Source organism: Citrobacter sp. Ce119, from assembly GCF_030334525.1.
Taxonomy (GTDB): Bacteria; Pseudomonadota; Gammaproteobacteria; order Enterobacterales; family Enterobacteriaceae; genus Citrobacter; species Citrobacter europaeus.
Genome location: NZ_JAOWDR010000047.1, coordinates 516,758 through 539,243, shown reverse-complemented (window position 1 = coordinate 539,243; position 22,486 = coordinate 516,758). Strand labels below are relative to the sequence as shown.

Below are 22,486 nucleotides of genomic sequence, written 5' to 3'. Positions count from 1 at the left end.
TAAGCAGGCTAAGCCGCCAGTAACCTGTCCAGCGCTTTCTGCGCGACCACCAGATGCTGCCCCCCGAACAAAATTGCCCGATTCAGCAGCGTATAGAGCTGGTAGACAGGCTGCCTGTCGAGAAAATCTAATGGTAGCGGCGAAACAGACTGATAGCCGTCATAGATTTGCGGCGGCTGGTCGGTATGCAACGGCAGCATGGCCAGGTCACACTCTCTGTCCCCCCAGTAGCAGGCAGGGTCAAAGATGTACGGACCGTTTGGACCGAGAGCGCAGTTCCCGGACCACAAATCACCGTGCAGAAGAGACGGCTGCGGTTGATGGGAAGAGAGACGCTGCTGAACATGCTCGACAATGGCGTCTATATTGCCAAACGCAATGCCTTTTTCAGCGGCGAGTTCCAACTGCCAGCCAATACGTTGCTCGGCAAAAAAGGTTGACCAGCGACGTTGCCAGGTGTTGGGCTGGGGCGTGGTAGAGAGCGCATTATCGAAGTCGAGCCCAAACTGCGGCTGATCGCTCCATTCATGCAAATGCGCCAGCTGTTGGCCGAGGATAAAAGCGTTGTGCGCATCAAGCGGACGGGGAGGGAGGAAATCCATCACCAGAAAGCTGTAATCTCTGTCTGCGCCTACCGCCCAGACTTTCGGTACAGATACAGTTTGACTGCGAGAAAGTAGCTCCAACTGATCGGCTTCCGCCGTAAAGCCGGTTAACAGCTCTCTTTCATCGCATTTGACGAAAAAATCGCGCCCCGCATAGCGTAAATGCCATGCGGCGTGGATCTCTCCGCCGGGCAGTTCGTTACGCAGTTCGATTTCGCCTTCACCTAGTTGCTCGCTTAAAAGACGACTGATAGCCTGCCACATGATGTCTCTCCCCATGTTGTCTGCCAGATCATAAGGTTAGCGCAAGAATGCGGTTAAAAAACACGAACTGACGCACACCACTGACGCGTCATCGCTGGAAAGGCACTTAATGTTTGTCGTTCTTCTTCACCTCGCATCGATGTGAAGACGTCCGGTTGCACATGATTCACTTCTTTGTAATCACGTGATTTTTTATCATAGACGTATAACACCCATGCCGACAGTTTTACGGGCAAATCCCCCTGAATCAACACAAGGGGGAAGGTGTCATTACTGAGTAAGATACGAATATATTTTTTGCGTATCGTCTAAGGCGCACAGACGCGTACCCTGATTCAGGGTAGCGGCGCTACCTGCTGCTACACCGTAGCGGACAATATCTTCAAAAGGTACGTTCTCAGCGAGTTTAAGCGTCATGGCCCCGACCATACTGTCGCCCGCGCCTACGGTACTTTGACTTTTCACCGGTGGCGGAACCACCTGGACACAGGTGTCGCGATCAACGCCCAGTGCCCCTTGCGGCCCAAGCGAGACCACTACGCGATGGGCTTTTCCGCTTTGCACGATTTCCTGTGCGGCTTTACGCACGTCATCGGGCTGGGTGAGTTCGCGGTTGACCAGCGCGCTCAGTTCTTTGAGGTTAGGTTTGACCAGTTCGATATTGCCGATAGCCAATGCCGCTGCCAGCGCTTCGCCAGAACTATCGACAATACAGCGAATCCCTTGTTTTTGTGCCGTGGTAACGAGACGGGTCAGCTTCTCAAGCTGTACGCCAGGCGGCAAACTGCCACTAATAACCAGCAGCGCGCCAGACTCTATTTCCAGCACCTGATCCTGAAGTTGGTAGAACTCGTCATCGGTCAGCGCAGCACCTGGCATGACGAAGCGATACTGTTCGCCGCTGGACTCAACGTGCACATGGAGATTTTGTCGGGTCCAGTCTTTGGCTTCGACGGTGGATACGGGAACATTTTCGTCGGCGAGCAGAGCGACAAGATGCTCTCCGGTAGCGCCTCCCGCAGGGAAGATAGCCGTCGCGGTTCCGCCAAGATGGGCAATTGCGCGAGCGACGTTGATGCCGCCGCCGCCGGGTTCAAAAACCGGCGAGGTACAGCGAAGTTTACCTTCCGGGTAGATTTGCGGAGTGATTGTTGCGCTATCGAGAGAGGGCGCAAGTGTTAACGTATAGATACGTACCATCTTTACCTCCTGTTAGGCTGTCCTCAGTCTGGCACTTAACCTCGCGAAAGTGAAGTAATTAACAACATGATTTTTAATATCTTTATTTAAAACATTTGCGTCAAAGATATATAAATAAAAAAACGGTTTAGGAACGCTCTTATTCAAAAAATGAAATAAGAATTTATTGCTATGTTATTCGAGTCTTTTTATAATTTGTTACCTTTCAAGGGTCTTTTGTCATTGATCCATATGAAAGTTTCCGAGACCGTAATGGTCTCTTTTTTTGTTGTACGGACTCTTAATAAATGAAGCTTTTGAAGACAGTGCCCGCAGCATTACTGCTGACGGGTGGCCTGCTTGCGTCAATGCATGCTGCCGCCGATGATTCCGTTTTTACTGTCATGGATGACCCTTCCAGCGCGAAAAAACCCTTTGAAGGTAACCTGAACGCGGGATATCTCGCCCAGTCAGGCAACACAAAAAGTTCTTCTTTAACCGCAGACACCACCATGACCTGGTACGGTGAAACCACGGCGTGGTCTCTGTGGGGAAATGCCAGCAATACCTCTTCAAATGATGAGCGTTCATCAGAGAAATATGCCGTAGGTGGTCGTAGTCGTTACAACATGACCGACTATGACTACCTCTTTGGGCAGGCAAGCTGGTTGACCGACCGTTACAACGGCTATCGCGAGCGTGACGTGCTGACCGCCGGTTATGGTCGCCAGTTCCTTAACGGACCAGTACATAGCTTCCGTTTTGAATTCGGTCCTGGCGTGCGCTATGACGAGCATACGGATGGCACCACCGAAACGCAGCCGTTGGGCTATGCGTCCGGGGCCTATGCGTGGCAGATGACGGACAATACTAAATTTACGCAAGGCGTGTCGGTATTCGGTGCTGACGATACAACGCTCAACTCTGAAACGGCCTTGAACGTTGCCATCAACGAACACTTTGGGTTAAAGGTGGCTTACAACGTCACCTGGAACTCTGAACCACCGGCAACAGCGCCGGAACATACCGATCGTCGTACTACTGTTTCACTCGGCTACCGGATGTAATGACAAACCGGGTCAAATAATTGGCCCGGCTTTTATCTATTAAAGTTAAGGTTATTTAATAGTTAATCTGTGTTTTATTTTTAGTACTTATCAATAACGCGCTATTTTTCAGACAAATTCGATTTAATTGATAAATACATCCGAACCGGAACAGCGCGCCAGTATTTTAACCCCAGATCATCGCTGCCCAACGTAGCATTAGCATTGCCGCACAAATAACGAGTAGGATCACCACCATCTTCCAGTGTTTCTTTGCAAAGCGATTTGTTGGCATTGTTCTTTTCCTGCTCAGATTAGATGACTTTCTGCAAGTGTAACAAAGACGTCAGGGTGTCAGTGAATTGATTTACATCATAGAGTACGCGTTGATTGTTGCTTTGATCGGCTCGAAATGCCGTGTACACTGTGAAACGGTGTTATCAAAAAGCGGGTGTAGGTCCAGTGTAGCCATTGAGGCAATCAGTGACATATTTCGCAGAGTGAAGCGGGAATCAGCCCACACCTTTTTGATAATTTTAAATATTGAATCTTTGTATGTGATCTTACGTGTGGGTCACCACTGCAAATAAGGATATAACATGCCTGTTATTACTCTTCCTGATGGCAGCCAACGCCATTACGACCACGCTGTAAGCCCCATGGATGTTGCGCTGGACATCGGTCCAGGTCTGGCGAAAGCCACTATTGCTGGCCGTGTTGACGGTGAGCTGGTAGATGCTTCCGATCTGATTGAGCATGATGCGAAGCTCTCCATCATCACCGCGAAGGATGAAGAAGGTCTGGAGATCATTCGTCACTCCTGTGCGCACCTGTTAGGGCACGCGATCAAACAACTCTGGCCGCACACCAAAATGGCGATCGGACCGGTTGTTGATAACGGTTTTTACTACGATATCGATCTTGACCGTACGTTAACCCAGGAAGACGTCGACGCGCTCGAGAAGCGGATGCACGAGCTCGCTGAGAAAAACTACGATGTCATTAAGAAGAAAGTCAGTTGGTACGAAGCGCGTGAAACCTTCGTGAAGCGTGGCGAGACCTATAAAGTCTCTATTCTTGATGAAAACATCGCCCATGATGACAAGCCTGGCTTGTACCATCATGAAGAATATGTCGATATGTGCCGTGGCCCGCACGTGCCGAACATGCGTTTCTGCCATCACTTCAAACTGATGAAGACCGCTGGGGCATACTGGCGTGGCGACAGCAATAACAAGATGCTGCAGCGTATTTATGGTACTGCATGGGCAGATAAAAAAGCCCTGAATGCCTATCTGCAACGTCTGGAAGAAGCGGCCAAACGCGACCACCGTAAAATCGGCAAGCAGCTTGACCTGTATCACATGCAGGAAGAAGCGCCGGGTATGGTGTTCTGGCATAACGATGGCTGGACTATCTTCCGTGAACTGGAAGTCTTTGTTCGCTCAAAACTGAAAGAATACCAGTATCAGGAAGTTAAAGGTCCGTTCATGATGGACCGCGTGCTGTGGGAAAAAACAGGTCACTGGGATAACTACAAAGATGCAATGTTCACGACCTCCTCTGAGAACCGTGAATACTGCATTAAGCCCATGAACTGCCCAGGCCACGTGCAGATCTTCAATCAGGGTCTGAAATCCTATCGCGATCTGCCGTTGCGTATGGCAGAGTTTGGTAGCTGCCACCGTAATGAGCCGTCAGGCGCGCTGCATGGCCTGATGCGTGTTCGTGGCTTCACTCAGGATGATGCGCATATCTTCTGTACAGAAGAGCAGATCCGTGATGAAGTTAACGCATGCATTCGTATGGTCTACGATATGTACAGCACCTTTGGCTTCGAGAAAATCGTCGTCAAACTGTCCACTCGCCCCGAAAAACGTATCGGCAGCGATGAAATGTGGGACCGTGCTGAAGCTGACCTGGCCGTTGCGCTGGAAGAAAACAACATCCCGTTTGAGTTCCAACTGGGTGAGGGCGCATTCTACGGTCCGAAAATTGAATTTACCCTGTATGACTGCCTCGATCGTGCATGGCAGTGCGGTACTGTACAGCTGGACTTCTCCCTGCCGTCCCGTTTAAGCGCCTCTTATGTTGGCGAAAATAACGAGCGTCAGGTGCCGGTTATGATTCACCGCGCAATTCTTGGGTCGATGGAACGTTTCATCGGTATCCTGACCGAAGAGTTCGCTGGCTTCTTCCCGACCTGGCTTGCGCCGGTTCAGGTTGTTGTCATGAACATCACCGATTCTCAGTCTGAATACGTTAACGAATTAACGCAGAAACTACAAAATGCGGGTATTCGTGTAAAAGCAGACTTGAGAAATGAGAAGATTGGCTTTAAAATCCGCGAGCACACTTTACGTCGTGTCCCTTACATGTTGGTCTGTGGCGACAAAGAGGTAGAAGCAGGCAAAGTTGCCGTGCGCACCCGTCGTGGCAAAGACTTGGGCAGCCTGGACGTAAATGAAGTGATTGAGAAGCTGCAACAAGAGATTCGCAGCCGCAGTCTTCAACAACTGGAGGAATAAGGTATTAAAGGCGGAAAACGAGTTCAAACGGCACGTCCGAATCGTATCAATGGCGAGATTCGCGCCCTGGAAGTTCGCTTAACAGGTCTGGAAGGCGAAGCTTTGGGTATTGTGAGTCTGAGAGAAGCGATCGAAAAAGCTGAAGAAGCTGGAGTAGATTTAGTTGAAATCAGCCCTAACGCCGAACCGCCAGTTTGTCGTATTATGGACTACGGCAAGTTCCTTTATGAAAAGAGTAAGTCTTCTAAGGAACAGAAGAAAAAGCAAAAAGTTATCCAGGTTAAGGAAATTAAATTCCGTCCTGGTACCGACGATGGCGATTACCAGGTAAAACTCCGCAGCCTGGTACGCTTTCTGGAAGATGGCGATAAGGCTAAGATCACGCTGCGTTTTCGCGGTCGTGAGATGGCCCACCAACAGATCGGTATGGAAGTGCTCAACCGCGTCCGTGACGATCTGAGTGAACTGGCAGTAGTCGAATCCTTCCCTACGAAGATCGAAGGCCGCCAGATGATCATGGTGCTCGCTCCTAAGAAGAAACAGTAAGGCCTTCAAGTAGCAATGTCTGTGGAGCCTGCGGGTTCCACAGCCGTTGTTCGCCTACGTTTCGTTTATTAACAATGCGAAGTGGAAGTTATTAAAATGCCAAAAATTAAGACCGTACGCGGTGCTGCTAAGCGCTTCAAAAAAACCGGTGGTGGTGGATTTAAGCGTAAGCACGCAAACCTGCGTCATATTCTGACCAAAAAATCTACTAAGCGTAAACGTCACCTGCGTCCAAAAGGCCTCGTGTCTAAAGGCGATCTGGGTCTGGTTATCGCGTGCCTGCCGTACGCATAAGCCGTTAACGTTTAATTCATTTTTTTACTAAGAATATAGATACAGGAGAGCACATATGGCTCGCGTAAAACGTGGTGTAGTTGCCCGTGCACGTCACAAGAAAATTTTGAAACAAGCTAAAGGCTACTACGGTGCGCGTTCTCGCGTATACCGCGTTGCCTTCCAGGCTGTTATCAAAGCTGGTCAGTACGCTTATCGTGACCGTCGTCAGAAAAAGCGTCAGTTCCGTCAACTGTGGATTGCGCGTATCAACGCAGCAGCACGTCAGAACGGTATTTCTTACAGCAAATTCATCAACGGCCTGAAAAAAGCCTCTGTTGAAATCGACCGTAAGATCCTGGCTGACATCGCAGTATTCGACAAAGTAGCGTTCACCGCTCTGGTCGAAAAAGCGAAAGCAGCTCTGGCATAAGCCGGTGAAAAGAGGGAGCCTGGCTCCCTCTCTTTTATTTGTAGCGCAATCAATTAGTTGACAATTTATCCGTAAGCCTTTTCAATAACGGTTGTCCGGTTTTTTTACCACACAAGGTAACGCAAGCATGAATGCTGCTATTTTCCGCTTCTTCTTTTACTTTAGCACCTGAACTCAGGAGGCTTGCGCGTGAAAGAAGAAACGGAAAACAGCGCCTAAAAGCCTCCCTGGTGGAGGCTTTTTTTATACGCGTCATCCTTCAAGTTGTCTCTGTATTGGCTGCATTTGCTCTTTTGCCGCGTTGATACAACTTGAATGGTTTTGCGTATAGACGAGCGACTAGTGAATATCGCAACATAACGAGGAAAACCATGTCACATCTCGCAGAGCTGGTTGCCAGTGCAACGGCCGCCATTAACCAGGCTTCAGATGTTGCCGCGTTAGACAATGTCCGCGTCGAATATTTGGGCAAGAAAGGGCACCTGACCCTTCAGATGACTACCCTGCGCGAACTGCCGGCAGAAGAGCGCCCGGCTGCAGGTGCGGTGATAAACGTTGCCAAAGAGCAGGTTCAGCAGGCACTGAACGCGCGTAAAGCCGAATTAGAAAATGCCGCGCTGAATGCCCGTCTGGCTGAAGAAACGATCGATATCTCTTTGCCTGGGCGTCGTATCGAAAACGGCGGTCTGCATCCGGTAACGCGTACTATCGACAGGATTGAAAGTTTCTTCGGTGAGCTGGGCTTTACCGTGGCGACGGGTCCAGAAATCGAAGATGACTATCATAACTTCGATGCGCTGAATATTCCTGGCCATCACCCGGCGCGCGCTGACCACGACACTTTCTGGTTTGACGCGACGCGTCTGCTGCGTACACAGACTTCAGGCGTGCAAATCCGCACCATGAAGGAAAAACAACCGCCGATCCGTATTATCGCTCCGGGCCGTGTATATCGTAACGATTACGATCAGACGCACACCCCAATGTTCCATCAGATGGAAGGGCTGATTGTTGATACCAACATCAACTTCACCAACCTGAAAGGCACGCTGCACGATTTCCTACGCAACTTCTTTGAAGAAGACCTGCAGGTTCGTTTCCGTCCGTCCTACTTCCCGTTCACCGAACCTTCTGCGGAAGTGGACGTGATGGGCAAAAACGGTAAATGGCTGGAAGTGCTGGGTTGCGGGATGGTTCACCCGAACGTGTTGCGTAACGTCGGCATCGATCCGGAAATCTACTCTGGCTTTGCATTCGGTATGGGTATGGAGCGTCTGACCATGCTGCGTTACGGCGTTACCGATCTGCGCTCTTTCTTCGAAAACGATCTGCGTTTCCTCAAACAGTTTAAATAAAGGCAGGATAAAACAATGAAATTCAGTGAACTGTGGTTACGCGAATGGGTAAACCCGGCAATTGATAGCGATGCGCTGTCAAACCAAATCACGATGGCGGGTCTGGAAGTTGACGGTGTGGATCCCGTTTCCGGCGCGTTCAATGGCGTTGTGGTGGGCGAAGTGGTTGAGTGCGCTCAGCACCCGAACGCTGACAAACTACGCGTTACCAAAGTGAATGTCGGCGGCGACCGCCTGCTGGATATCGTCTGCGGTGCGCCAAACTGCCGTCAGGGCCTGAAAGTGGCCGTGGCAACCGTGGGTGCCGTTCTGCCGGGCGATTTCAAAATCAAAGCCGCTAAACTGCGCGGTGAGCCGTCTGAAGGCATGCTGTGCTCGTTTTCCGAGCTGGGTATTTCCGACGATCATAACGGTATTATCGAACTGCCAGCCGATGCACCAATTGGCACCGATATCCGTGAGTACCTGAAGCTTGACGACAACACTATCGAAATCAGCGTTACGCCGAACCGCGCCGACTGCTTAGGCATTATCGGTGTGGCACGTGACGTTGCTGTACTGAACAAAGCCCCGCTGGTTGAGCCAGAAATGGCGCCAGTGGCCGCAACCATTAGCGACGTCCTGCCGATTCAGGTCGAAGCGGTGGAAGCCTGCCCACGCTACCTGGGGCGCGTGGTAAAAGGTATCAACGTTAAAGCGCCAACCCCGTTGTGGATGAAAGAAAAACTGCGTCGTTGCGGTATCCGCTCTATCGATGCCGTGGTTGACGTGACTAACTATGTGCTGCTCGAACTGGGCCAGCCGATGCACGCCTTCGACAAAGACCGCATTGAAGGCGGGATTGTTGTCCGTATGGCAAAAGAGGGGGAGACCCTGGTATTGCTGGACGGCAGCGAAGCGAAGCTGAATGCGGATACGTTGGTGATTGCGGACCATAACAAAGCGCTGGCGATGGGCGGCATCTTTGGTGGCGAACACTCCGGTGTGAATGATGAAACGCAAAACGTCCTGCTGGAATGCGCATTCTTTAGCCCGCTGTCTATTACTGGTCGCGCACGTCGTCACGGTCTGCACACCGATGCATCTCACCGCTATGAGCGTGGTGTTGACCCGGCTCTGCAGCATAAAGCCATGGAACGCGCGACACGCCTGCTGATTGATATCTGCGGCGGCGAAGCGGGTCCAATCATTGATGTGACGAACGAAGCTACGCTGCCAAAACGCGCAACCATTACGCTTCGCCGTAGCAAACTGGATCGTCTGATCGGACACCATATCGCGGATGAGCAGGTGAGCGACATTCTGCGTCGTCTGGGATGTGACGTGACGGAAGGGCAGGATGAGTGGAAAGCGGTAGCGCCGAGCTGGCGTTTCGATATGGAAATCGAAGAAGACCTGGTAGAAGAAGTCGCCCGCGTATACGGTTATGACAATATCCCGAACACGCCAATTCAGGCGGGTCTTATCATGGGTACGCATCGTGAAGCGGATTTGTCGCTGAAACGCGTAAAAACCATGCTGAATGACAAAGGCTACCAGGAAGTCATTACCTACAGCTTCGTCGACCCGAAAGTCCAGTCGCTGCTGCATCCGGGTGAAGAAGCGCTGCTGCTGCCAAGCCCAATCTCTATTGATATGTCGGCAATGCGTTTGTCCCTGTGGACTGGTTTGCTGTCTACGGTAGTGTACAACCAGAACCGTCAGCAGAACCGCGTGCGTATTTTCGAAACGGGTTTACGTTTCGTTCCGGATACGCAGGCCAACCTCGGGATCCGTCAGGATCTGATGCTGGCGGGTGTGATCTGCGGCAACCGTCATGATGAACACTGGAACCTGGCAAAAGAGACCGTTGATTTCTATGATCTGAAAGGCGATCTGGAAGCGGTTCTCGACCTGACCGGCAAACTGGCGGACATTCAGTTCAAAGCTGAAGCGAACCCTGCGCTGCATCCGGGGCAGTCTGCGGCGATTTATCTGAAAGGTGAACGCATTGGTTTCATTGGGGTTGTTCATCCTGAACTGGAACGTAAACTGGATCTGAACGGTCGCACTCTGGTGTTTGAACTGGAGTGGAACAAGCTCGCAGACCGCGTGGTGCCTCAGGCGCGTGAAGTTTCTCGCTTCCCGGCGAACCGTCGCGATATCGCGGTCGTTGTGGCTGAAAACGTTCCCGCTGCGGATATTTTATCCGAGTGTAAGAAAGTTGGCGTAAATCAGGTAGTTGGCGTAAACTTATTTGACGTGTACCGCGGTAAGGGTGTTGCGGAGGGTTATAAGAGCCTCGCTATCAGCCTGATCCTTCAGGATACCAGCCGTACACTTGAAGAAGAGGAGATTGCCGCTACCGTCGCCAAATGTGTAGAGGCATTAAAAGAGCGATTCCAGGCATCATTGAGGGATTGAACCTATGGCGCTTACAAAAGCTGAAATGTCAGAATATCTGTTTGATAAGCTTGGGCTTAGCAAGCGGGATGCCAAAGAACTGGTCGAGCTGTTTTTCGAAGAGATCCGTCGTGCTCTGGAAAATGGTGAGCAGGTAAAACTCTCTGGTTTTGGTAACTTCGATCTGCGTGATAAGAATCAACGTCCGGGACGTAACCCGAAAACGGGCGAAGATATTCCCATTACAGCACGGCGCGTGGTGACCTTCAGACCCGGACAGAAGTTAAAAAGCCGGGTCGAAAACGCAACGCCCAAAGAAGAGTGATTTAACGATACGCAGAGTATGACGCGTATAACTAAAAAGGCCGCTATGCGGCCTTTTTCCTTTTCACTACTGAATCAGCACCGTAGAATCACCTCCATCTCTTTTCAGCAGAATGGAAAACATGCTGACTTTCGCCCATCAACAGCAGCGACGAAACGTGCGCTGGATACTGTCACTGTCAGTACTGATGCTACTGGCAACGATTCTAAGCTTGTGCGCAGGAGAACAGTGGATCGCCCCCGGAGACTGGTTCAGCGCCCGCGGCGATCTGTTCGTCTGGCAAATTCGACTTCCCCGTACTCTTGCCGTTTTGCTGGTAGGCGCTGCGTTGGCCTTATCTGGAGCCGTGATGCAAGCTCTATTTGAAAACCCGCTCGCAGAGCCTGGATTACTGGGCGTGTCTAACGGCGCGGGAGTCGGGCTTATCGCAGCGGTGCTGCTGGGGCAGGGTCAACTCCCCGGCTGGGCGTTGGGCTTATGCGCTATCGCTGGGGCGCTGATTATCACGCTTATTCTGCTACGTTTTGCCCGACGTCATTTGTCTACCAGCCGCCTCTTGTTGGCGGGAGTAGCGCTGGGGATTATCTGTAGCGCGTTGATGACATGGGCCATCTACTTCTCCACGTCTTTTGATTTGCGACAGCTGATGTACTGGATGATGGGGGGCTTTGGTGGCGTAGACTGGCATCAGGCCTGGCTCATGGTGGCTTTGATTCCGGTGCTGGTGTGGATCTGCTGTCAGTCGCAGCCGATGAATATGCTGGCGCTGGGGGAGACTTCCGCACGTCAGCTGGGACTGCCCCTGTGGTTCTGGCGCAACCTGCTGGTGGTCGCCACTGGCTGGATGGTTGGCGTAAGCGTGGCTCTGGCCGGAGCGATTGGCTTTATCGGGCTGGTGATCCCACATATTTTGCGGCTGTGCGGCTTAACCGATCACCGCGTGTTGCTGCCGGGCTGCGCGTTGGCTGGTGCAATCGTACTACTGTTTGCTGATGTTGTCGCGCGTCTGGTGCTGGCCTCGGCTGAGCTGCCAATCGGCGTGGTGACGGCCACTATGGGCGCACCGGTATTTATCTGGCTATTGTTAAAAGCCGCGCGCTAGAACGCGTTGGTTCGGTCTATGATTAAAAACTGAAAATTCACCTGTTGTTCTGGAGATGCTATGCAAAACACTATTCTTGATACAGAAGTGACGACCATCGACGGTGAGGTTACCTCACTGCAGCCGTATTCCGGAAATGTGCTGTTAATCGTCAACGTGGCTTCAAAATGTGGACTGACGCCGCAATACGAGCAACTGGAGAATCTGCAGAAAGACTGGCATCAACAGGGTTTTACTGTCCTTGGGTTCCCTTGTAACCAGTTTCTGGGTCAGGAGCCGGGCAGCGAAGAGGAAATAAAAACGTATTGCAGTACCACCTGGGGCGTTACCTTCCCAATGTTCAGTAAAATTGACGTTAACGGCGAGGGACGCCATCCGCTGTATCAGAAGCTGATTGATGCCGCACCAACGGCCACTGCGCCTGCGGATAGTGGGTTCTATGAGCGTATGGCGAGTAAAGGTCGGGCACCGCTCTACCCGGACGATATTCTATGGAATTTCGAGAAGTTTTTAGTGGGGCGAGATGGTCAGGTATTGCAACGATTCTCACCCGATATGACGCCTGAGGATCCCATTCTGGTGCAATCTATCAAGAAGGCGCTGGCGAACTAATGTCTCGATTGATGCAGCTACAGGACGTAGCGGAATCGACCCGGCTTGGTCCGCTCTCTGGTGAGATAAAAGCCGGAGAGATCCTGCATTTAGTGGGGCCTAACGGTGCTGGAAAGAGCACGCTGTTGGCACGAATGGCGGGCCTGACGACCGGTGAGGGCAGCATCATCTTTGGTGATATGCCGCTGGACGAATGGCCGTCAGCAAAGCTGGCGCAATACCGCGCCTATCTGGCGCAACAGCAAAACCCGCCGTTTGCGATGCCGGTCTGGCATTTTCTGACGCTGCATCAGCCAGACAAAGCGCGCACCGATCTGTTACAGGAAGTCGCTGATGCGCTTGGGCTTGGGGATAAGCTGGGGCGCAGCGTGAATCAGCTCTCCGGCGGTGAGTGGCAGCGCGTGCGCCTGGCTGCGGTTATCCTGCAGATTAGCCCGCAAGCGAATCCATTCGGCCAACTTTTACTGCTGGATGAGCCGATGAACAGCCTGGACGTGGCGCAACAAAACGCGCTGGACCGCTTGTTGAGTCGGCTGTGTCTGCAGGGCATAGCGATTGTCATGAGCAGCCATGACCTTAATCACACCTTACGTCATGCGCATAAGGCCTGGCTCCTCAAACGTGGGAAGTTGCTTGCCAGCGGCGCTCGTGATGCGGTACTCACGCCCGCCAATCTGTCTGCGGCTTATGGCGTGAACTTCCGTCGTTTGGATATTGAAGGCCACAGAATGCTCATATCAACCACTTAAGTTAAATGGGTTCTTGAAAATCATATAATTTCCACGCTAAATTGGCATAAAAATATAATTCAGAGGATTCGTCCTGAATGCGCTTTTGGCTTCTTTTCATCACAGCATTGTTTTTGGCGGGCTGCAGCAGCCATCGTGCTCCTGCGCCAAATGCCCGATTGTCGGATTCTATCGCGGTTATCGCCGGTCTTAATGACCAGCTACAAACCTGGCATGGCACACCCTATCGTTATGGCGGCATGAGCCGTAGCGGGGTGGATTGTTCTGGATTTGTTTTGATGACAATGCGCGATAAATTCGATCTGCAACTCCCGCGTGATACGCGCACGCAATCAAAGATTGGTACCGAAATTGATAAAGACGATTTGCTGCCCGGCGATCTGGTTTTCTTTAAAACCGGGTCTGGGGAAAGTGGTCTGCATGTCGGAATTTACGATACCAATAATCAATTTATTCATGCCTCAACCAGCCGTGGAGTGATGCGCTCGTCCCTGGACAACGTTTACTGGCGTAAAAACTTTTGGCAGGCGCGACGTATTTAATCCTCATTAGTCTCGAGGCCGCTCAGGACTGTGCGGCCTCGGCATTTCCATTTGAAAGTCACTTTTTAATTCTGCCATCAGCCGGACAATACCCCTGAACAGTAAGAGCGTATCTTGCTAAAAATATGATTTATCCCGAGATATTAAAAAGTGCAAAGCTGGATATTCGCTTATAATCAGGATAAGCTAAAAAAAAGGATTCGATTTACTGGCTATAAAGGGAAAAATGAAAGGGCCTCTACTTGCATCAGCAATAACGTATTTCTCCATCCTTTGCTACAGGATGCCGGATAACACCTATGCAGAGGGGCTGGCGCGATGATTGTTTCACTGGATACTCTTTACCATTCAGAGTTTTCTTTTTTGCCTGCGAGAAGCGAAAAAGGCGATCTTGAATACGTCGATATCATCACCAGTTTCGCCAGCGCGGATGGGGATGTGCGTATACCCACTGAGCTGGTCCTACCTCGGATGTCGGATGAAGAGCAATGTCGCTTATTTACCGAAAAGCTTGAATTAATCGAAACGTGCCAACATTTTTTTATTCAGCGAAATGTCCTGGCCTGGATTAATTTAACGCCGGCAATTGCTAATACTTTATTATCAGATGCTAAATTTGCTTCACAAGTTGAACGATTTTCATTTCTGGAACTGGCTATTAATGAAAACTATCCAGAGTTAAATAATGGAAAAGAGAATCCAACGCTGGCCGCGCTGGCGGCGAGATTTCCATTAGTTCTGACAAACTATGGTGCTGGCGGCATATCCACCCGGGCAATTTTTGATGGGCTGTTCAAACGCGTTGTGTTAGATAAAAACTTTGTTCAACAAAGGATTACACATATTTCGTTTGAGCCGTTTATGCGGGCTATTCTGGCACAGTTATCTCCCAGCAGTGAGTCAATCATCATTAGCGGTATCGATACGCCAGAGATGTTAGCGCGCGTACTGCCTTTGGGATTCAGCGCCATACAGGGCGCGCTGTGGCCCGCCGTGCCACCGGCACAGATAATTTCGTTATCCAGAATATAACCCTTTTATTTGCTGGTGTTTAACAGGCTTTTAACAGTCTACACTAGAGACAGGAGGCCCTATGACCCTGTCTTTTACCACTCGCTGGCGTGATGAATTACCAGCAACCTATACAGCACTTTCGCCGACACCCCTGAAAAACGCACGCCTGATCTGGCATAACGATGCGCTGGCGGAGCTATTAGCTATTCCTGAGTCGCTTTTTGATATTCCGAGCGGAGCGGGTGTTTGGGGTGGCGAATCGCTGCTCCCCGGGATGTCGCCTTTAGCGCAAGTGTATAGCGGACATCAGTTTGGCGTCTGGGCAGGCCAGCTTGGCGATGGCCGCGGGATCCTGCTGGGCGAGCAACGGCTCGCTGATGGCTCCACGTTTGACTGGCACCTGAAAGGCGCCGGACTTACGCCTTATTCCCGTATGGGGGATGGGCGCGCCGTACTGCGCTCAACAATTCGCGAAAGCCTGGCCAGCGAAGCGATGCACTACCTGGGCATACCAACCACGCGGGCATTGTCGATTGTTACCAGCGACACGCCGGTGTATCGCGAAACGGTAGAAGCAGGGGCGATGCTCATTCGCGTGGCGCAAAGCCATATGCGTTTTGGCCATTTTGAACACTTCTACTATCGCCGCGAGCCGGAAAAAGTGCGTCAGTTGGCTGATTTTGCAATTCGCCATTATTGGTCGCAATGGCAGGAAGAAGCCGATAAATACCAGCTGTGGTTTAACGATGTTGTCACGCGTACAGCGACGTTAATCGCTGACTGGCAAGCGGTAGGATTTGCGCATGGAGTCATGAACACGGACAACATGTCGATTCTGGGACTGACGATGGATTACGGTCCATTCGGTTTTCTAGATGACTACGAGCCCGATTTTATCTGCAACCACTCGGACAACCAGGGACGATACAGTTTCGATAATCAACCGGCCGCGGCGCTGTGGAACTTGCAACGTCTGGCGCAAACCCTGTCGCCATTTATCCCGGTCGAGACGCTCAATGATGCGCTGGACGGTTACCAACTGGCGCTGTTAACTCGCTACGGTCAGCGGATGCGGCAAAAGCTCGGCTTCTTTAGCGAGCAGAAAGACGATAACGAATTGCTAAGCGAACTGTTTAGTCTGATGGCGAGGGAAAGAAGCGACTATACGCGAACGTTTCGTATGCTCAGCCAAACGGAACAACACAGTGCGCAATCCCCACTGCGCGATGAGTTTATCGACCGCGCGGCGTTTGACGACTGGTTCACGCGGTATCGCTCGCGTCTGCAGCAAGACAACATTGCTGACGCAGTCAGACAAACGCAGATGAAGGTGGCTAATCCGGCGATGGTATTACGTAACTGGCTGGCGCAACGGGCGATTAGTCAGGCAGAGCAGGGGGATTACGCCGAGCTGCATCGGTTGCACCAGGCGTTGCGTACCCCGTTTACCGATCGTGATGATGACTATGTCAGCCGTCCACCTGACTGGGGTAAACGGCTGGAAGTGAGCTGTTCAAGTTAAGGGGCCAGAAACACCTGCGGAGATCCGTTGGCCGGATGCTGGCCAACGTGTACCTGAGCGCCATACCAGCGCTTCAGGTCATCGGCCTGTAGCACGGTCTCAGGCGTTCCCTGCGATACCAACCTGCCATCGTGCAGCAACACTATTCTGTCCGCCCATAGTGCGGCGAGGTTCAGATCGTGAAGCACAATGCACACATGTAGCTCTCCCGAAGCGGTTAGCGTCTTCAGCAAGCGCAACAGGTGCTGCTGGTGATAAAGATCCAGCGCAGAGGTGGGTTCATCAAGGAATAACCAACCGCGAGGCGCGCCGTTGCACCAAAGTTGCGCCAGTGCACGGGCCAACTGCACTCGCTGTTGCTCGCCGCCGGAAAGTGCGGCGTATTGCCGGCCCGCCAACGGTGTGCACCCGGTCATTTCCATTACCTGAGCGATAAGCTGGGGTTCCTGCTGTTGGGTCCAGGGCGCACGTCCCATCGCGATGACGGCCTCTACCGGCCAGTCAAATCCCAGTTGCGTTTGCTGGCGCATTACCGCCCGATGCCGCGACAGCGTTTGGGTAGGCCACTCCTCCAGCGGTTTGCCCGCCAGCACGCAGCGCCCGGTTGCCGGTTTGAGAAAACCGGTCAGCAGGCGCAGCAGGGTGGATTTTCCTGCACCGTTTGGGCCGATGAGCGCCACCAGTTCACCTTTTGCGAGGGCGAGTGATACATCGTCAATTACCGCTCTGCCAGCCACGCGATAATGAATCCCTTCAGCGATGAAATGTTCAGCCATGCGGTCCTCGCTGACGAAAAATAAGCCATAAAAACCACGGTGCGCCGAGAAGACTGGTCAACAGACCGACCGGCATCTCTGCAGGGGCAACCGCCGTACGGGCCAACGTGTCGGCAATCAGTAACAGAAACGCGCCCGCCAGCACGGATCCCGGAATAACGGCCCGATGATCTGAGCCAAGCCACATGCGCATCAGATGCGGGATAACCAACCCGATAAATCCAATTACGCCGCTTACCGCCACGGCTGCGGCAACCAGCAATGCGCTACAAAGCAGCAAAATACGCTGAACGGTACGAACATCTACGCCGAGATAATGCGCCTCTTCCTCACCCAACTGCAGCAGGTTCAGTGCCGGCGCCAGACGCCAGATAATCAGCACCGTCGGGATAGTCAGCGAGGTTACCGCCAGCAGCGTGGACCATTGCGCAGCCCCCAGACTTCCCATTCCCCATAGCGACAGCTGGCGCAGTTGCGCATCATTACTGACCCACGACAGAACGCCAACCGCCGCCCCGCAAAGCGCGTTGATGGCAATACCGACCAGTAGCAGACGCGAGAGTGATCCGTCGCGCTGTTGGCTGAGGATAAAAATCACCACCGTTGCCGCCAGGGCACCCATAAAAGCGGCCAGCATTGGGGCGTACAGCATCAGCAGCGCGGGCAAAGAGACAGGCAGTACCACCCACAGGGCGACGGCGCAGGCAGCGCCGCTGCTTATCCCCAGTAATCCCGGGTCAGCTAGCGGGTTGCGAAACAGTCCCTGCATCACGCAGCCTGCGAGCGCCAGAGAGCCGCCAATCACCAGCGCCAGCAGGACGCGCGGCAGACGAATTGTGAGCCAGATTTGACGCAGTGCCTCATCGCCATCATGCCAGAGCAGACTTACCGGCAGGCGCAACGCGCCAAAACCGGTAGCCAGGATTGTCATCATGACTAATATGAGTGCGAGCGCCCATAAAGAATAACTGATACGTCGGGACATCAGGGCAATTGCTCTGCTTTAGCGCGAAGCTGCAAAATGGCCTGCGGCGTACGCACGCTGAAGCCGAGTAGCGCCATATCATCCACCTGTAACACCTGTTTATTCCGCCCGGCAGGCGTTAGCGCAAGGCCCGGCAGCGCCCACAGGTTATCTTCGCCACCCATCGCCTTAACGCCGTCCTGTGAAATCACCACCAGATCGGGCTGGCTGGCAATGACGCCTTCCTGTGACAGCGGCTGATAGCGGTTAACGCCCTGCATGGCGTTGTGCAAACCGGCGGCACGAATAGCCGCATCGGCTCCGGTTTGCTGGCCCGCCGCCATTGCAGTCATCCCGCCATGATTAAGAATAAACAGCACGCGTTTATTTAGTTCAGATGACGGCAACGCCGCCATTTCCTGACGTAAGCTGGCGCGCAGCGTTTCGCCTTCGGCCTGCCGATGGGTTGCTTCGGCGATGACGCGAATTTTTTCATCAATCACCTCAAGATCGTTGCTCGCCGGGATCGTAACAACCCTGACGTTGCTCTGCTCAAGCTGTTTTAGCGCCAGAGAGGGCTGTGCCTGCGCGCTGGCAAGGACCAGCGTAGGGCGTGTAGCAAGGATCCCTTCGGCGTTGAGCTGGCGTAAGTAACCAACATCCGGTAGCGCGTTTGCTGCTTCAGGCCACTGGCTGGTGCTGTCTCGCGCCACAAGGGAAGACTGTGCTCCCAATGCGTATACAATCTCGGTAACATCGCCACCGAGTGCAACAACCCGTTCCCCGGCAGCAGCCAGCGCTGCAATGGGCAGCAGCGCGATCAGGACCAGCAGTTTTTTCATGCGGCCAGTCCTTTCGGCGTCAGCGCGTCAATCTGTGCACGCCATTGCGTCTGCTCCGGCTCGCCTTCCGTACGTTGACCGTACAACTGGGCAATTTGCGTGCCGTCGGCAGCAAACAGTTCCAGACTGGTGACGTGTCCATCGGCGGTCGGTTTGCGCGTTACCCATGTTTCTGCCACGCTCTCTGCCAGCAGGTGTAAGGTAAATGCCGGGTTGAATATATTCAGCCAGCCTTTCATCGGTACCAATTTTTCAATCACGCCGGTAAAAATCTGTACGCAGCCGCGATTACCCACAAAGATCATGATTTCATTGCCATCCTGACGCGCGGTGTCGAGTAACTGCACCAGTGCACTATTAGAAACTTTACAGGCCAGATCGTCGCCCACCAGATTAAACGCCTGTTGGCGGGTGAGGTCGTGGCGTTTCAGCAGACCGAAGAACTGATGGACATCGGTCATTGCTCGCCACTCTTGATCAACGGTCTGCGCATCGACCGTGACGACGGCGGGAGCAGAATTGTTGGCGGGTTCCAGCACCAGTGGCGGGTTTTCGGCAAAGATGAATCGGGTCAGCAACGCCGCCCAATCCTCAATGAGGGTATTCTGTGTGGCGTAGACCTTCAGCAGAGCATCTCCCTGATGGTCAAAGAACTGGATGCTCTGACGTTCGCCGTGGGCGGTTGTTTCGCTGATATGAAATACGCTTGCCCACTGATTGAGGAACAGGCGCAGGTCGAGGGCGCGCGGATTAAGAACCAGCCCGGCATGACCGTTGAGGTGCTGATTGGTAAAAGCACCCACCTGCTCATGTACCGCGTATTCGTTGCGGCAAATGCATTTGGTTTCGCCTACGGTTTCCAGTGCGCCGAGGATTTCGCGTACTTCGCCACGTAAGCGCCAGGCGTCATGACCGACGCGGGCGAAGGTCAGTTCGGCTTCGCTAATATTCATCAACCCCGCAATGTCACGTGCGTATTTGCCAGGATTTTCTTTCTTCAGTTCCAGCCAGCGTGTGTAATGATTCATTGTCTCTTCCTTCCAGATTGCTACCCCGGCGAACCGGGGAAAAGTGATTACCACTGATAACTCACGAAAATTTTGCCATTACGACCATCCTGCGGAATGCCTTGCGGCGACCAGTACTCTTTGTCGAAGGCGTTGCCCAGTACCAGTGTGGTGGTCATACCTTTCAGCGCTTGTTGGCCCTGATAGCTCACGTAGAAATCGTTTACCGCATAGCCGGGCTGTTTAGTGTAGCTGCTGCTGATATGCGTTGAACGATCGGCAAATGTCCCTATCCAGCCCACGGAGAATCCGCTGTGCGCAACCGGCACGTTCAGTTTGCTGGTGACCGTATCTGGGTTAATGCTGGAAATGTATTCTCCCGTGTCAGTATCTTTGCCGCGCGTACGGTTATAGGCCATGTCGAGGCTGAACAGATCGGCGGAATATTTCGCCATGACGTCCCAGCCCCAGATTTTCGCGTTGGGGACGTTATAAGACATCGTTGTTGCGGCGGCGAAGTCGACGCTGGTGGAGATGTAATCTTTCGCTTTGGTGTCGAAATAGCTGGCTTTAAATTCGAGCGCATCGCTTGCCATCAGCAGATCGTCAAAGCGCAGACCAAATCCGTATTCCTGTGTTTCGTTGGTTTCCGGACGCAGGTTAGGGTTTGGCACCCAGTAGTTGGTGTAGAAACGGCCAATCGAGAAGTGTTTCGCATCGTTATACATCTCGCCCATAGTCGGTGCACGGAAGGCCTGAGCGTAAGAACCAAACAGCATCAGCCAGTCTGCTGGCGCAACGGTGAGTCCGGCGCGGGACGACCATTTATCGGCATCGACATCTTCATAGCCGTCGCTGCTGCCGCGATAAGAGTCATAACGGGTACCGCCCAGCAGCGTAACCGGCAGATCGCGCAGGGTGATTTCATCCTGTAGCCAGCCGGAGCTGAAATCAATCTTTGCCTCTGGGAAACCGGTGGTTGTGCCACCTGGCTGTTGTTCCTGACGATAGTACTCACCGCCGTAGGTCAGCAGGTGAGATGCGAAAGAGTCGGTAAACAGGCGGGTACGGTTGTCGAGTTTACCGCCTTTGGTCGTCTGCTTGCGAAACTCGCCGGTGTTATCCGTGTTTTGTGCATTAATGCGCGCTTCGGACCAGTAAATACGAGCATCCGCGTTCAGCCAGTCATTGTCCGCCGGGGAGAGCGAGTAGGTCAGTTGCGCATCGCGCTGGATCGTTGAACGGTTGGTCATCGGGTTGCTGGTGGCATCCGCTGCGCTGGTTTGCGGATTTTTAGGTTCACGGGCGTCATTGTTGTAGTAACGCAGCGAACCGGCCAGCGTCTGGGCGCTGTCAATTTTCCAACTGCCTTTCGCCAGCATATTGTTGATCGCTTCGTCGTTTGGCGCTGTTGTACCGTCACTCTGACGCAAATCACCACGATCGCGACTCGACCAGGCAAGCAGTCCGTCCAGCGTATCGGTGCGCCCAAAAGCGCTGGCGCCCATACCGAGGCTGTGATCGCCGGTTGCCGCAGTACCGAACACGCGATAACCGCTGTTTTGTCCGGCTTCCAGCAGATCTTTGGCATCCGCTGTGTCATAGGCGATAACGCCGCCCAGCGCACCGCTGCCGTACAGCAGTGCAGAAGGGCCGCGTACGACTTCGATGCGTTTGATAAGCGCCGGGTCGAGGAAGGTACTGTTCAGGTGTCCGGTGTCGGTGCCCTGACGAACGCCGTCAACCAGCACCAGAACGCCGCGTCGATCGTAGCCGCGTAGATTCACGTCCTGGCCATTGGTACGACCTGTGCCATCGAGGGTCAGACCCGGAACCGTCCGCAACAGATCGGCTGCCGAGCTGGCGGTCTGGTTTTCTGGGGCCGTGGCATCAATCACGCTGACCATCATCGGCGCTTCAAAGGCGCTACGGGCATTGCCAGTGGCGGTAACGGTCATATCTTCAACCGCCGCATAAGCGACGGCGGGCAGGTTACTGATAATCGCCAGCGCCAACAGTGATGGACGCAGGGATGCAGTGTGCAGGTGTGGCATAGCAACTCTCCATTAGGAAATCGAAAAGCGCTGGCTGCCTGGGGATTACCTGGGTGGCTGGCGAAAAGTGTTGTTTATTTAGTCAGAATGAGTTTTCCGGCTTGGGTCTGGCGCAGCAGATAGAGCTGACCATCGTGTTCTATGATCACGCGTCCCTCTTTGCCCAATAGACTTTTACTGTCAATTCGACGCTCGTTTGGCGCGACAGCAGGGGGGGCTTTCTCTTTTGCGTGCGTTGTTGTTGTGTTATCCATACGTGAAATAGTTTTTAAAAATAACAATCAATTTAACAATGATAATCATTATCATCAAACTGCAAATTTGCGGCAAGCATTTTTGTGAAATAATTGTGACGAGAATAGATTT

At 52.7% G+C, this 22,486-nt stretch carries 24 protein-coding genes and 1 other annotated feature; of the genes, 15 read left to right on the top strand and 9 right to left on the bottom strand.

Annotation, left to right across the window (positions count from 1 at the left end; all coding sequences use genetic code 11):
- Nucleotides 1-8 precede the first annotated feature (8 nt).
- Together OGV80_RS11300 and pfkB are read right to left on the bottom strand one after the other, a co-directional pair.
- Complete coding sequence (locus OGV80_RS11300) at nucleotides 9-869, bottom strand: fructosamine kinase family protein (protein WP_043016598.1); 861 nt, start codon at nucleotides 867-869, stop codon at nucleotides 9-11.
- A gap of 270 nt (nucleotides 870-1,139) precedes the next feature.
- Nucleotides 1,140-2,069, bottom strand: a complete 930-nt coding sequence (gene pfkB / locus OGV80_RS11295) for a 6-phosphofructokinase II (protein WP_043016597.1) — start codon at nucleotides 2,067-2,069, stop codon at nucleotides 1,140-1,142.
- Nucleotides 2,070-2,356: 287 nt separating this feature from the next.
- Between pfkB and OGV80_RS11290 the strand changes: the two genes are divergently transcribed.
- On the top strand, nucleotides 2,357-3,115 hold the full coding sequence (locus tag OGV80_RS11290) for a DUF481 domain-containing protein (RefSeq protein ID WP_003030592.1): 759 nt from the start codon (nucleotides 2,357-2,359) through the stop codon (nucleotides 3,113-3,115).
- A 166-nt stretch (nucleotides 3,116-3,281) separates the two neighbouring features.
- On the opposite strand, the gene yniD is transcribed toward OGV80_RS11290, so the two are convergent.
- On the bottom strand, nucleotides 3,282-3,389 hold the full coding sequence (gene yniD, locus OGV80_RS11285) for a small membrane protein YniD (RefSeq protein ID WP_003030590.1): 108 nt from the start codon (nucleotides 3,387-3,389) through the stop codon (nucleotides 3,282-3,284).
- Nucleotides 3,390-3,693: 304 nt separating this feature from the next.
- Between yniD and thrS the strand changes: the two genes are divergently transcribed.
- From thrS to selO, 14 genes are all read left to right on the top strand, one after another.
- Nucleotides 3,694-5,622: a threonine--tRNA ligase gene (gene thrS / locus OGV80_RS11280; protein ID WP_003832572.1), complete on the top strand. Its 1,929-nt coding sequence runs from the start codon at nucleotides 3,694-3,696 to the stop codon at nucleotides 5,620-5,622.
- A 3-nt stretch (nucleotides 5,623-5,625) separates the two neighbouring features.
- The gene (gene infC, locus OGV80_RS11275; RefSeq protein WP_048997935.1) at nucleotides 5,626-6,168 is read left to right on the top strand and encodes a translation initiation factor IF-3; all 543 of its coding nucleotides are present in this window, start codon (nucleotides 5,626-5,628) and stop codon (nucleotides 6,166-6,168) included.
- A gap of 96 nt (nucleotides 6,169-6,264) precedes the next feature.
- Complete coding sequence (gene rpmI / locus OGV80_RS11270) at nucleotides 6,265-6,462, top strand: 50S ribosomal protein L35 (protein WP_003030583.1); 198 nt, start codon at nucleotides 6,265-6,267, stop codon at nucleotides 6,460-6,462.
- A 55-nt stretch (nucleotides 6,463-6,517) separates the two neighbouring features.
- A complete protein-coding gene (gene rplT / locus OGV80_RS11265; protein ID WP_003030578.1) occupies nucleotides 6,518-6,874 on the top strand; it encodes a 50S ribosomal protein L20 in 357 nt (118 codons plus the stop codon).
- A gap of 122 nt (nucleotides 6,875-6,996) precedes the next feature.
- Nucleotides 6,997-7,121 (top strand) — a sequence feature (Phe leader region).
- Nucleotides 7,002-7,046, top strand: coding sequence for a pheST operon leader peptide PheM (gene pheM, locus OGV80_RS11260; protein WP_001386830.1), 45 nt, complete (start codon nucleotides 7,002-7,004; stop codon nucleotides 7,044-7,046). (Overlaps the previous feature by 45 nt.)
- Before the next feature lie 124 nt (nucleotides 7,122-7,245).
- The gene (pheS, locus tag OGV80_RS11255) at nucleotides 7,246-8,229 is read left to right on the top strand and encodes a phenylalanine--tRNA ligase subunit alpha (RefSeq protein WP_043016596.1); all 984 of its coding nucleotides are present in this window, start codon (nucleotides 7,246-7,248) and stop codon (nucleotides 8,227-8,229) included.
- A 15-nt stretch (nucleotides 8,230-8,244) separates the two neighbouring features.
- A complete protein-coding gene (gene pheT / locus OGV80_RS11250) occupies nucleotides 8,245-10,632 on the top strand; it encodes a phenylalanine--tRNA ligase subunit beta (protein WP_043016595.1) in 2,388 nt (795 codons plus the stop codon).
- Between the two features lie 4 nt (nucleotides 10,633-10,636).
- On the top strand, nucleotides 10,637-10,936 hold the full coding sequence (gene ihfA / locus OGV80_RS11245; protein WP_003030571.1) for an integration host factor subunit alpha: 300 nt from the start codon (nucleotides 10,637-10,639) through the stop codon (nucleotides 10,934-10,936).
- Between the two features lie 121 nt (nucleotides 10,937-11,057).
- Nucleotides 11,058-12,038: a vitamin B12 ABC transporter permease BtuC gene (gene btuC, locus OGV80_RS11240; protein ID WP_043016594.1), complete on the top strand. Its 981-nt coding sequence runs from the start codon at nucleotides 11,058-11,060 to the stop codon at nucleotides 12,036-12,038.
- Between the two features lie 60 nt (nucleotides 12,039-12,098).
- Complete coding sequence (locus tag OGV80_RS11235; protein WP_047411703.1) at nucleotides 12,099-12,650, top strand: glutathione peroxidase; 552 nt, start codon at nucleotides 12,099-12,101, stop codon at nucleotides 12,648-12,650.
- Nucleotides 12,650-13,399, top strand: a complete 750-nt coding sequence (gene btuD / locus OGV80_RS11230) for a vitamin B12 ABC transporter ATP-binding protein BtuD (protein ID WP_080625088.1) — start codon at nucleotides 12,650-12,652, stop codon at nucleotides 13,397-13,399. The genes OGV80_RS11235 and btuD overlap by 1 nt, the downstream gene beginning before the upstream one ends.
- A gap of 77 nt (nucleotides 13,400-13,476) precedes the next feature.
- Entirely contained in the window at nucleotides 13,477-13,941 is a 465-nt protein-coding gene (locus OGV80_RS11225) for an NlpC/P60 family protein (RefSeq protein WP_003832591.1), read from the top strand.
- A gap of 318 nt (nucleotides 13,942-14,259) precedes the next feature.
- On the top strand, nucleotides 14,260-14,973 hold the full coding sequence (locus OGV80_RS11220; protein ID WP_047411698.1) for an EAL domain-containing protein: 714 nt from the start codon (nucleotides 14,260-14,262) through the stop codon (nucleotides 14,971-14,973).
- A 61-nt stretch (nucleotides 14,974-15,034) separates the two neighbouring features.
- Entirely contained in the window at nucleotides 15,035-16,477 is a 1,443-nt protein-coding gene (selO, locus tag OGV80_RS11215; protein WP_286514914.1) for a protein adenylyltransferase SelO, read from the top strand.
- Here selO and OGV80_RS11210 read toward each other — a convergent pair.
- The 6 genes from OGV80_RS11210 to hemP form a co-directional block, all read right to left on the bottom strand.
- Nucleotides 16,474-17,253, bottom strand: coding sequence for a heme ABC transporter ATP-binding protein (locus OGV80_RS11210; RefSeq protein ID WP_047411693.1), 780 nt, complete (start codon nucleotides 17,251-17,253; stop codon nucleotides 16,474-16,476). The genes selO and OGV80_RS11210 overlap by 4 nt on opposite strands.
- On the bottom strand, nucleotides 17,246-18,238 hold the full coding sequence (locus tag OGV80_RS11205; protein WP_043016588.1) for a FecCD family ABC transporter permease: 993 nt from the start codon (nucleotides 18,236-18,238) through the stop codon (nucleotides 17,246-17,248). The genes OGV80_RS11210 and OGV80_RS11205 overlap by 8 nt, the downstream gene beginning before the upstream one ends.
- On the bottom strand, nucleotides 18,238-19,059 hold the full coding sequence (locus OGV80_RS11200) for a heme/hemin ABC transporter substrate-binding protein (RefSeq protein ID WP_043016587.1): 822 nt from the start codon (nucleotides 19,057-19,059) through the stop codon (nucleotides 18,238-18,240). Before OGV80_RS11200 ends, OGV80_RS11205 begins: the two co-directional genes overlap by 1 nt.
- Nucleotides 19,056-20,087: a hematinate-forming heme oxygenase ChuS gene (gene chuS, locus OGV80_RS11195; RefSeq protein WP_075146067.1), complete on the bottom strand. Its 1,032-nt coding sequence runs from the start codon at nucleotides 20,085-20,087 to the stop codon at nucleotides 19,056-19,058. The genes OGV80_RS11200 and chuS overlap by 4 nt, the downstream gene beginning before the upstream one ends.
- 47 nt (nucleotides 20,088-20,134) lie before the next feature.
- Nucleotides 20,135-22,120: a TonB-dependent hemoglobin/transferrin/lactoferrin family receptor gene (locus OGV80_RS11190; RefSeq protein ID WP_075146068.1), complete on the bottom strand. Its 1,986-nt coding sequence runs from the start codon at nucleotides 22,118-22,120 to the stop codon at nucleotides 20,135-20,137.
- A gap of 74 nt (nucleotides 22,121-22,194) precedes the next feature.
- Nucleotides 22,195-22,383, bottom strand: a complete 189-nt coding sequence (gene hemP, locus OGV80_RS11185; protein WP_072033381.1) for a hemin uptake protein HemP — start codon at nucleotides 22,381-22,383, stop codon at nucleotides 22,195-22,197.
- Nucleotides 22,384-22,486 lie beyond the last annotated feature (103 nt).

What these genes read in the sequence shown, in the direction of transcription:
- selO (WP_286514914.1), top strand. Translation starts at nt 15,035, where the DNA reads ATGACCCTGTCTTTTACCACTCGCTGGCGTGATGAATTACCAGCAACC.
- btuD (WP_080625088.1), top strand. Translation starts at nt 12,650, where the DNA reads ATGTCTCGATTGATGCAGCTACAGGACGTAGCGGAATCGACCCGGCTT.
- rpmI (WP_003030583.1), top strand. Translation starts at nt 6,265, where the DNA reads ATGCCAAAAATTAAGACCGTACGCGGTGCTGCTAAGCGCTTCAAAAAA.
- OGV80_RS11200 (WP_043016587.1), bottom strand. Translation starts at nt 19,059, where the DNA reads ATGAAAAAACTGCTGGTCCTGATCGCGCTGCTGCCCATTGCAGCGCTG.
- pheT (WP_043016595.1), top strand. Translation starts at nt 8,245, where the DNA reads ATGAAATTCAGTGAACTGTGGTTACGCGAATGGGTAAACCCGGCAATT.
- OGV80_RS11225 (WP_003832591.1), top strand. Translation starts at nt 13,477, where the DNA reads ATGCGCTTTTGGCTTCTTTTCATCACAGCATTGTTTTTGGCGGGCTGC.
- thrS (WP_003832572.1), top strand. Translation starts at nt 3,694, where the DNA reads ATGCCTGTTATTACTCTTCCTGATGGCAGCCAACGCCATTACGACCAC.
- OGV80_RS11300 (WP_043016598.1), bottom strand. Translation starts at nt 869, where the DNA reads ATGTGGCAGGCTATCAGTCGTCTTTTAAGCGAGCAACTAGGTGAAGGC.
- OGV80_RS11220 (WP_047411698.1), top strand. Translation starts at nt 14,260, where the DNA reads ATGATTGTTTCACTGGATACTCTTTACCATTCAGAGTTTTCTTTTTTG.
- pfkB (WP_043016597.1), bottom strand. Translation starts at nt 2,069, where the DNA reads ATGGTACGTATCTATACGTTAACACTTGCGCCCTCTCTCGATAGCGCA.
- OGV80_RS11205 (WP_043016588.1), bottom strand. Translation starts at nt 18,238, where the DNA reads ATGTCCCGACGTATCAGTTATTCTTTATGGGCGCTCGCACTCATATTA.
- yniD (WP_003030590.1), bottom strand. Translation starts at nt 3,389, where the DNA reads ATGCCAACAAATCGCTTTGCAAAGAAACACTGGAAGATGGTGGTGATC.
- OGV80_RS11235 (WP_047411703.1), top strand. Translation starts at nt 12,099, where the DNA reads ATGCAAAACACTATTCTTGATACAGAAGTGACGACCATCGACGGTGAG.
- rplT (WP_003030578.1), top strand. Translation starts at nt 6,518, where the DNA reads ATGGCTCGCGTAAAACGTGGTGTAGTTGCCCGTGCACGTCACAAGAAA.
- OGV80_RS11210 (WP_047411693.1), bottom strand. Translation starts at nt 17,253, where the DNA reads ATGGCTGAACATTTCATCGCTGAAGGGATTCATTATCGCGTGGCTGGC.
- pheS (WP_043016596.1), top strand. Translation starts at nt 7,246, where the DNA reads ATGTCACATCTCGCAGAGCTGGTTGCCAGTGCAACGGCCGCCATTAAC.
- chuS (WP_075146067.1), bottom strand. Translation starts at nt 20,087, where the DNA reads ATGAATCATTACACACGCTGGCTGGAACTGAAGAAAGAAAATCCTGGC.
- OGV80_RS11290 (WP_003030592.1), top strand. Translation starts at nt 2,357, where the DNA reads ATGAAGCTTTTGAAGACAGTGCCCGCAGCATTACTGCTGACGGGTGGC.
- OGV80_RS11190 (WP_075146068.1), bottom strand. Translation starts at nt 22,120, where the DNA reads ATGCCACACCTGCACACTGCATCCCTGCGTCCATCACTGTTGGCGCTG.
- btuC (WP_043016594.1), top strand. Translation starts at nt 11,058, where the DNA reads ATGCTGACTTTCGCCCATCAACAGCAGCGACGAAACGTGCGCTGGATA.
- ihfA (WP_003030571.1), top strand. Translation starts at nt 10,637, where the DNA reads ATGGCGCTTACAAAAGCTGAAATGTCAGAATATCTGTTTGATAAGCTT.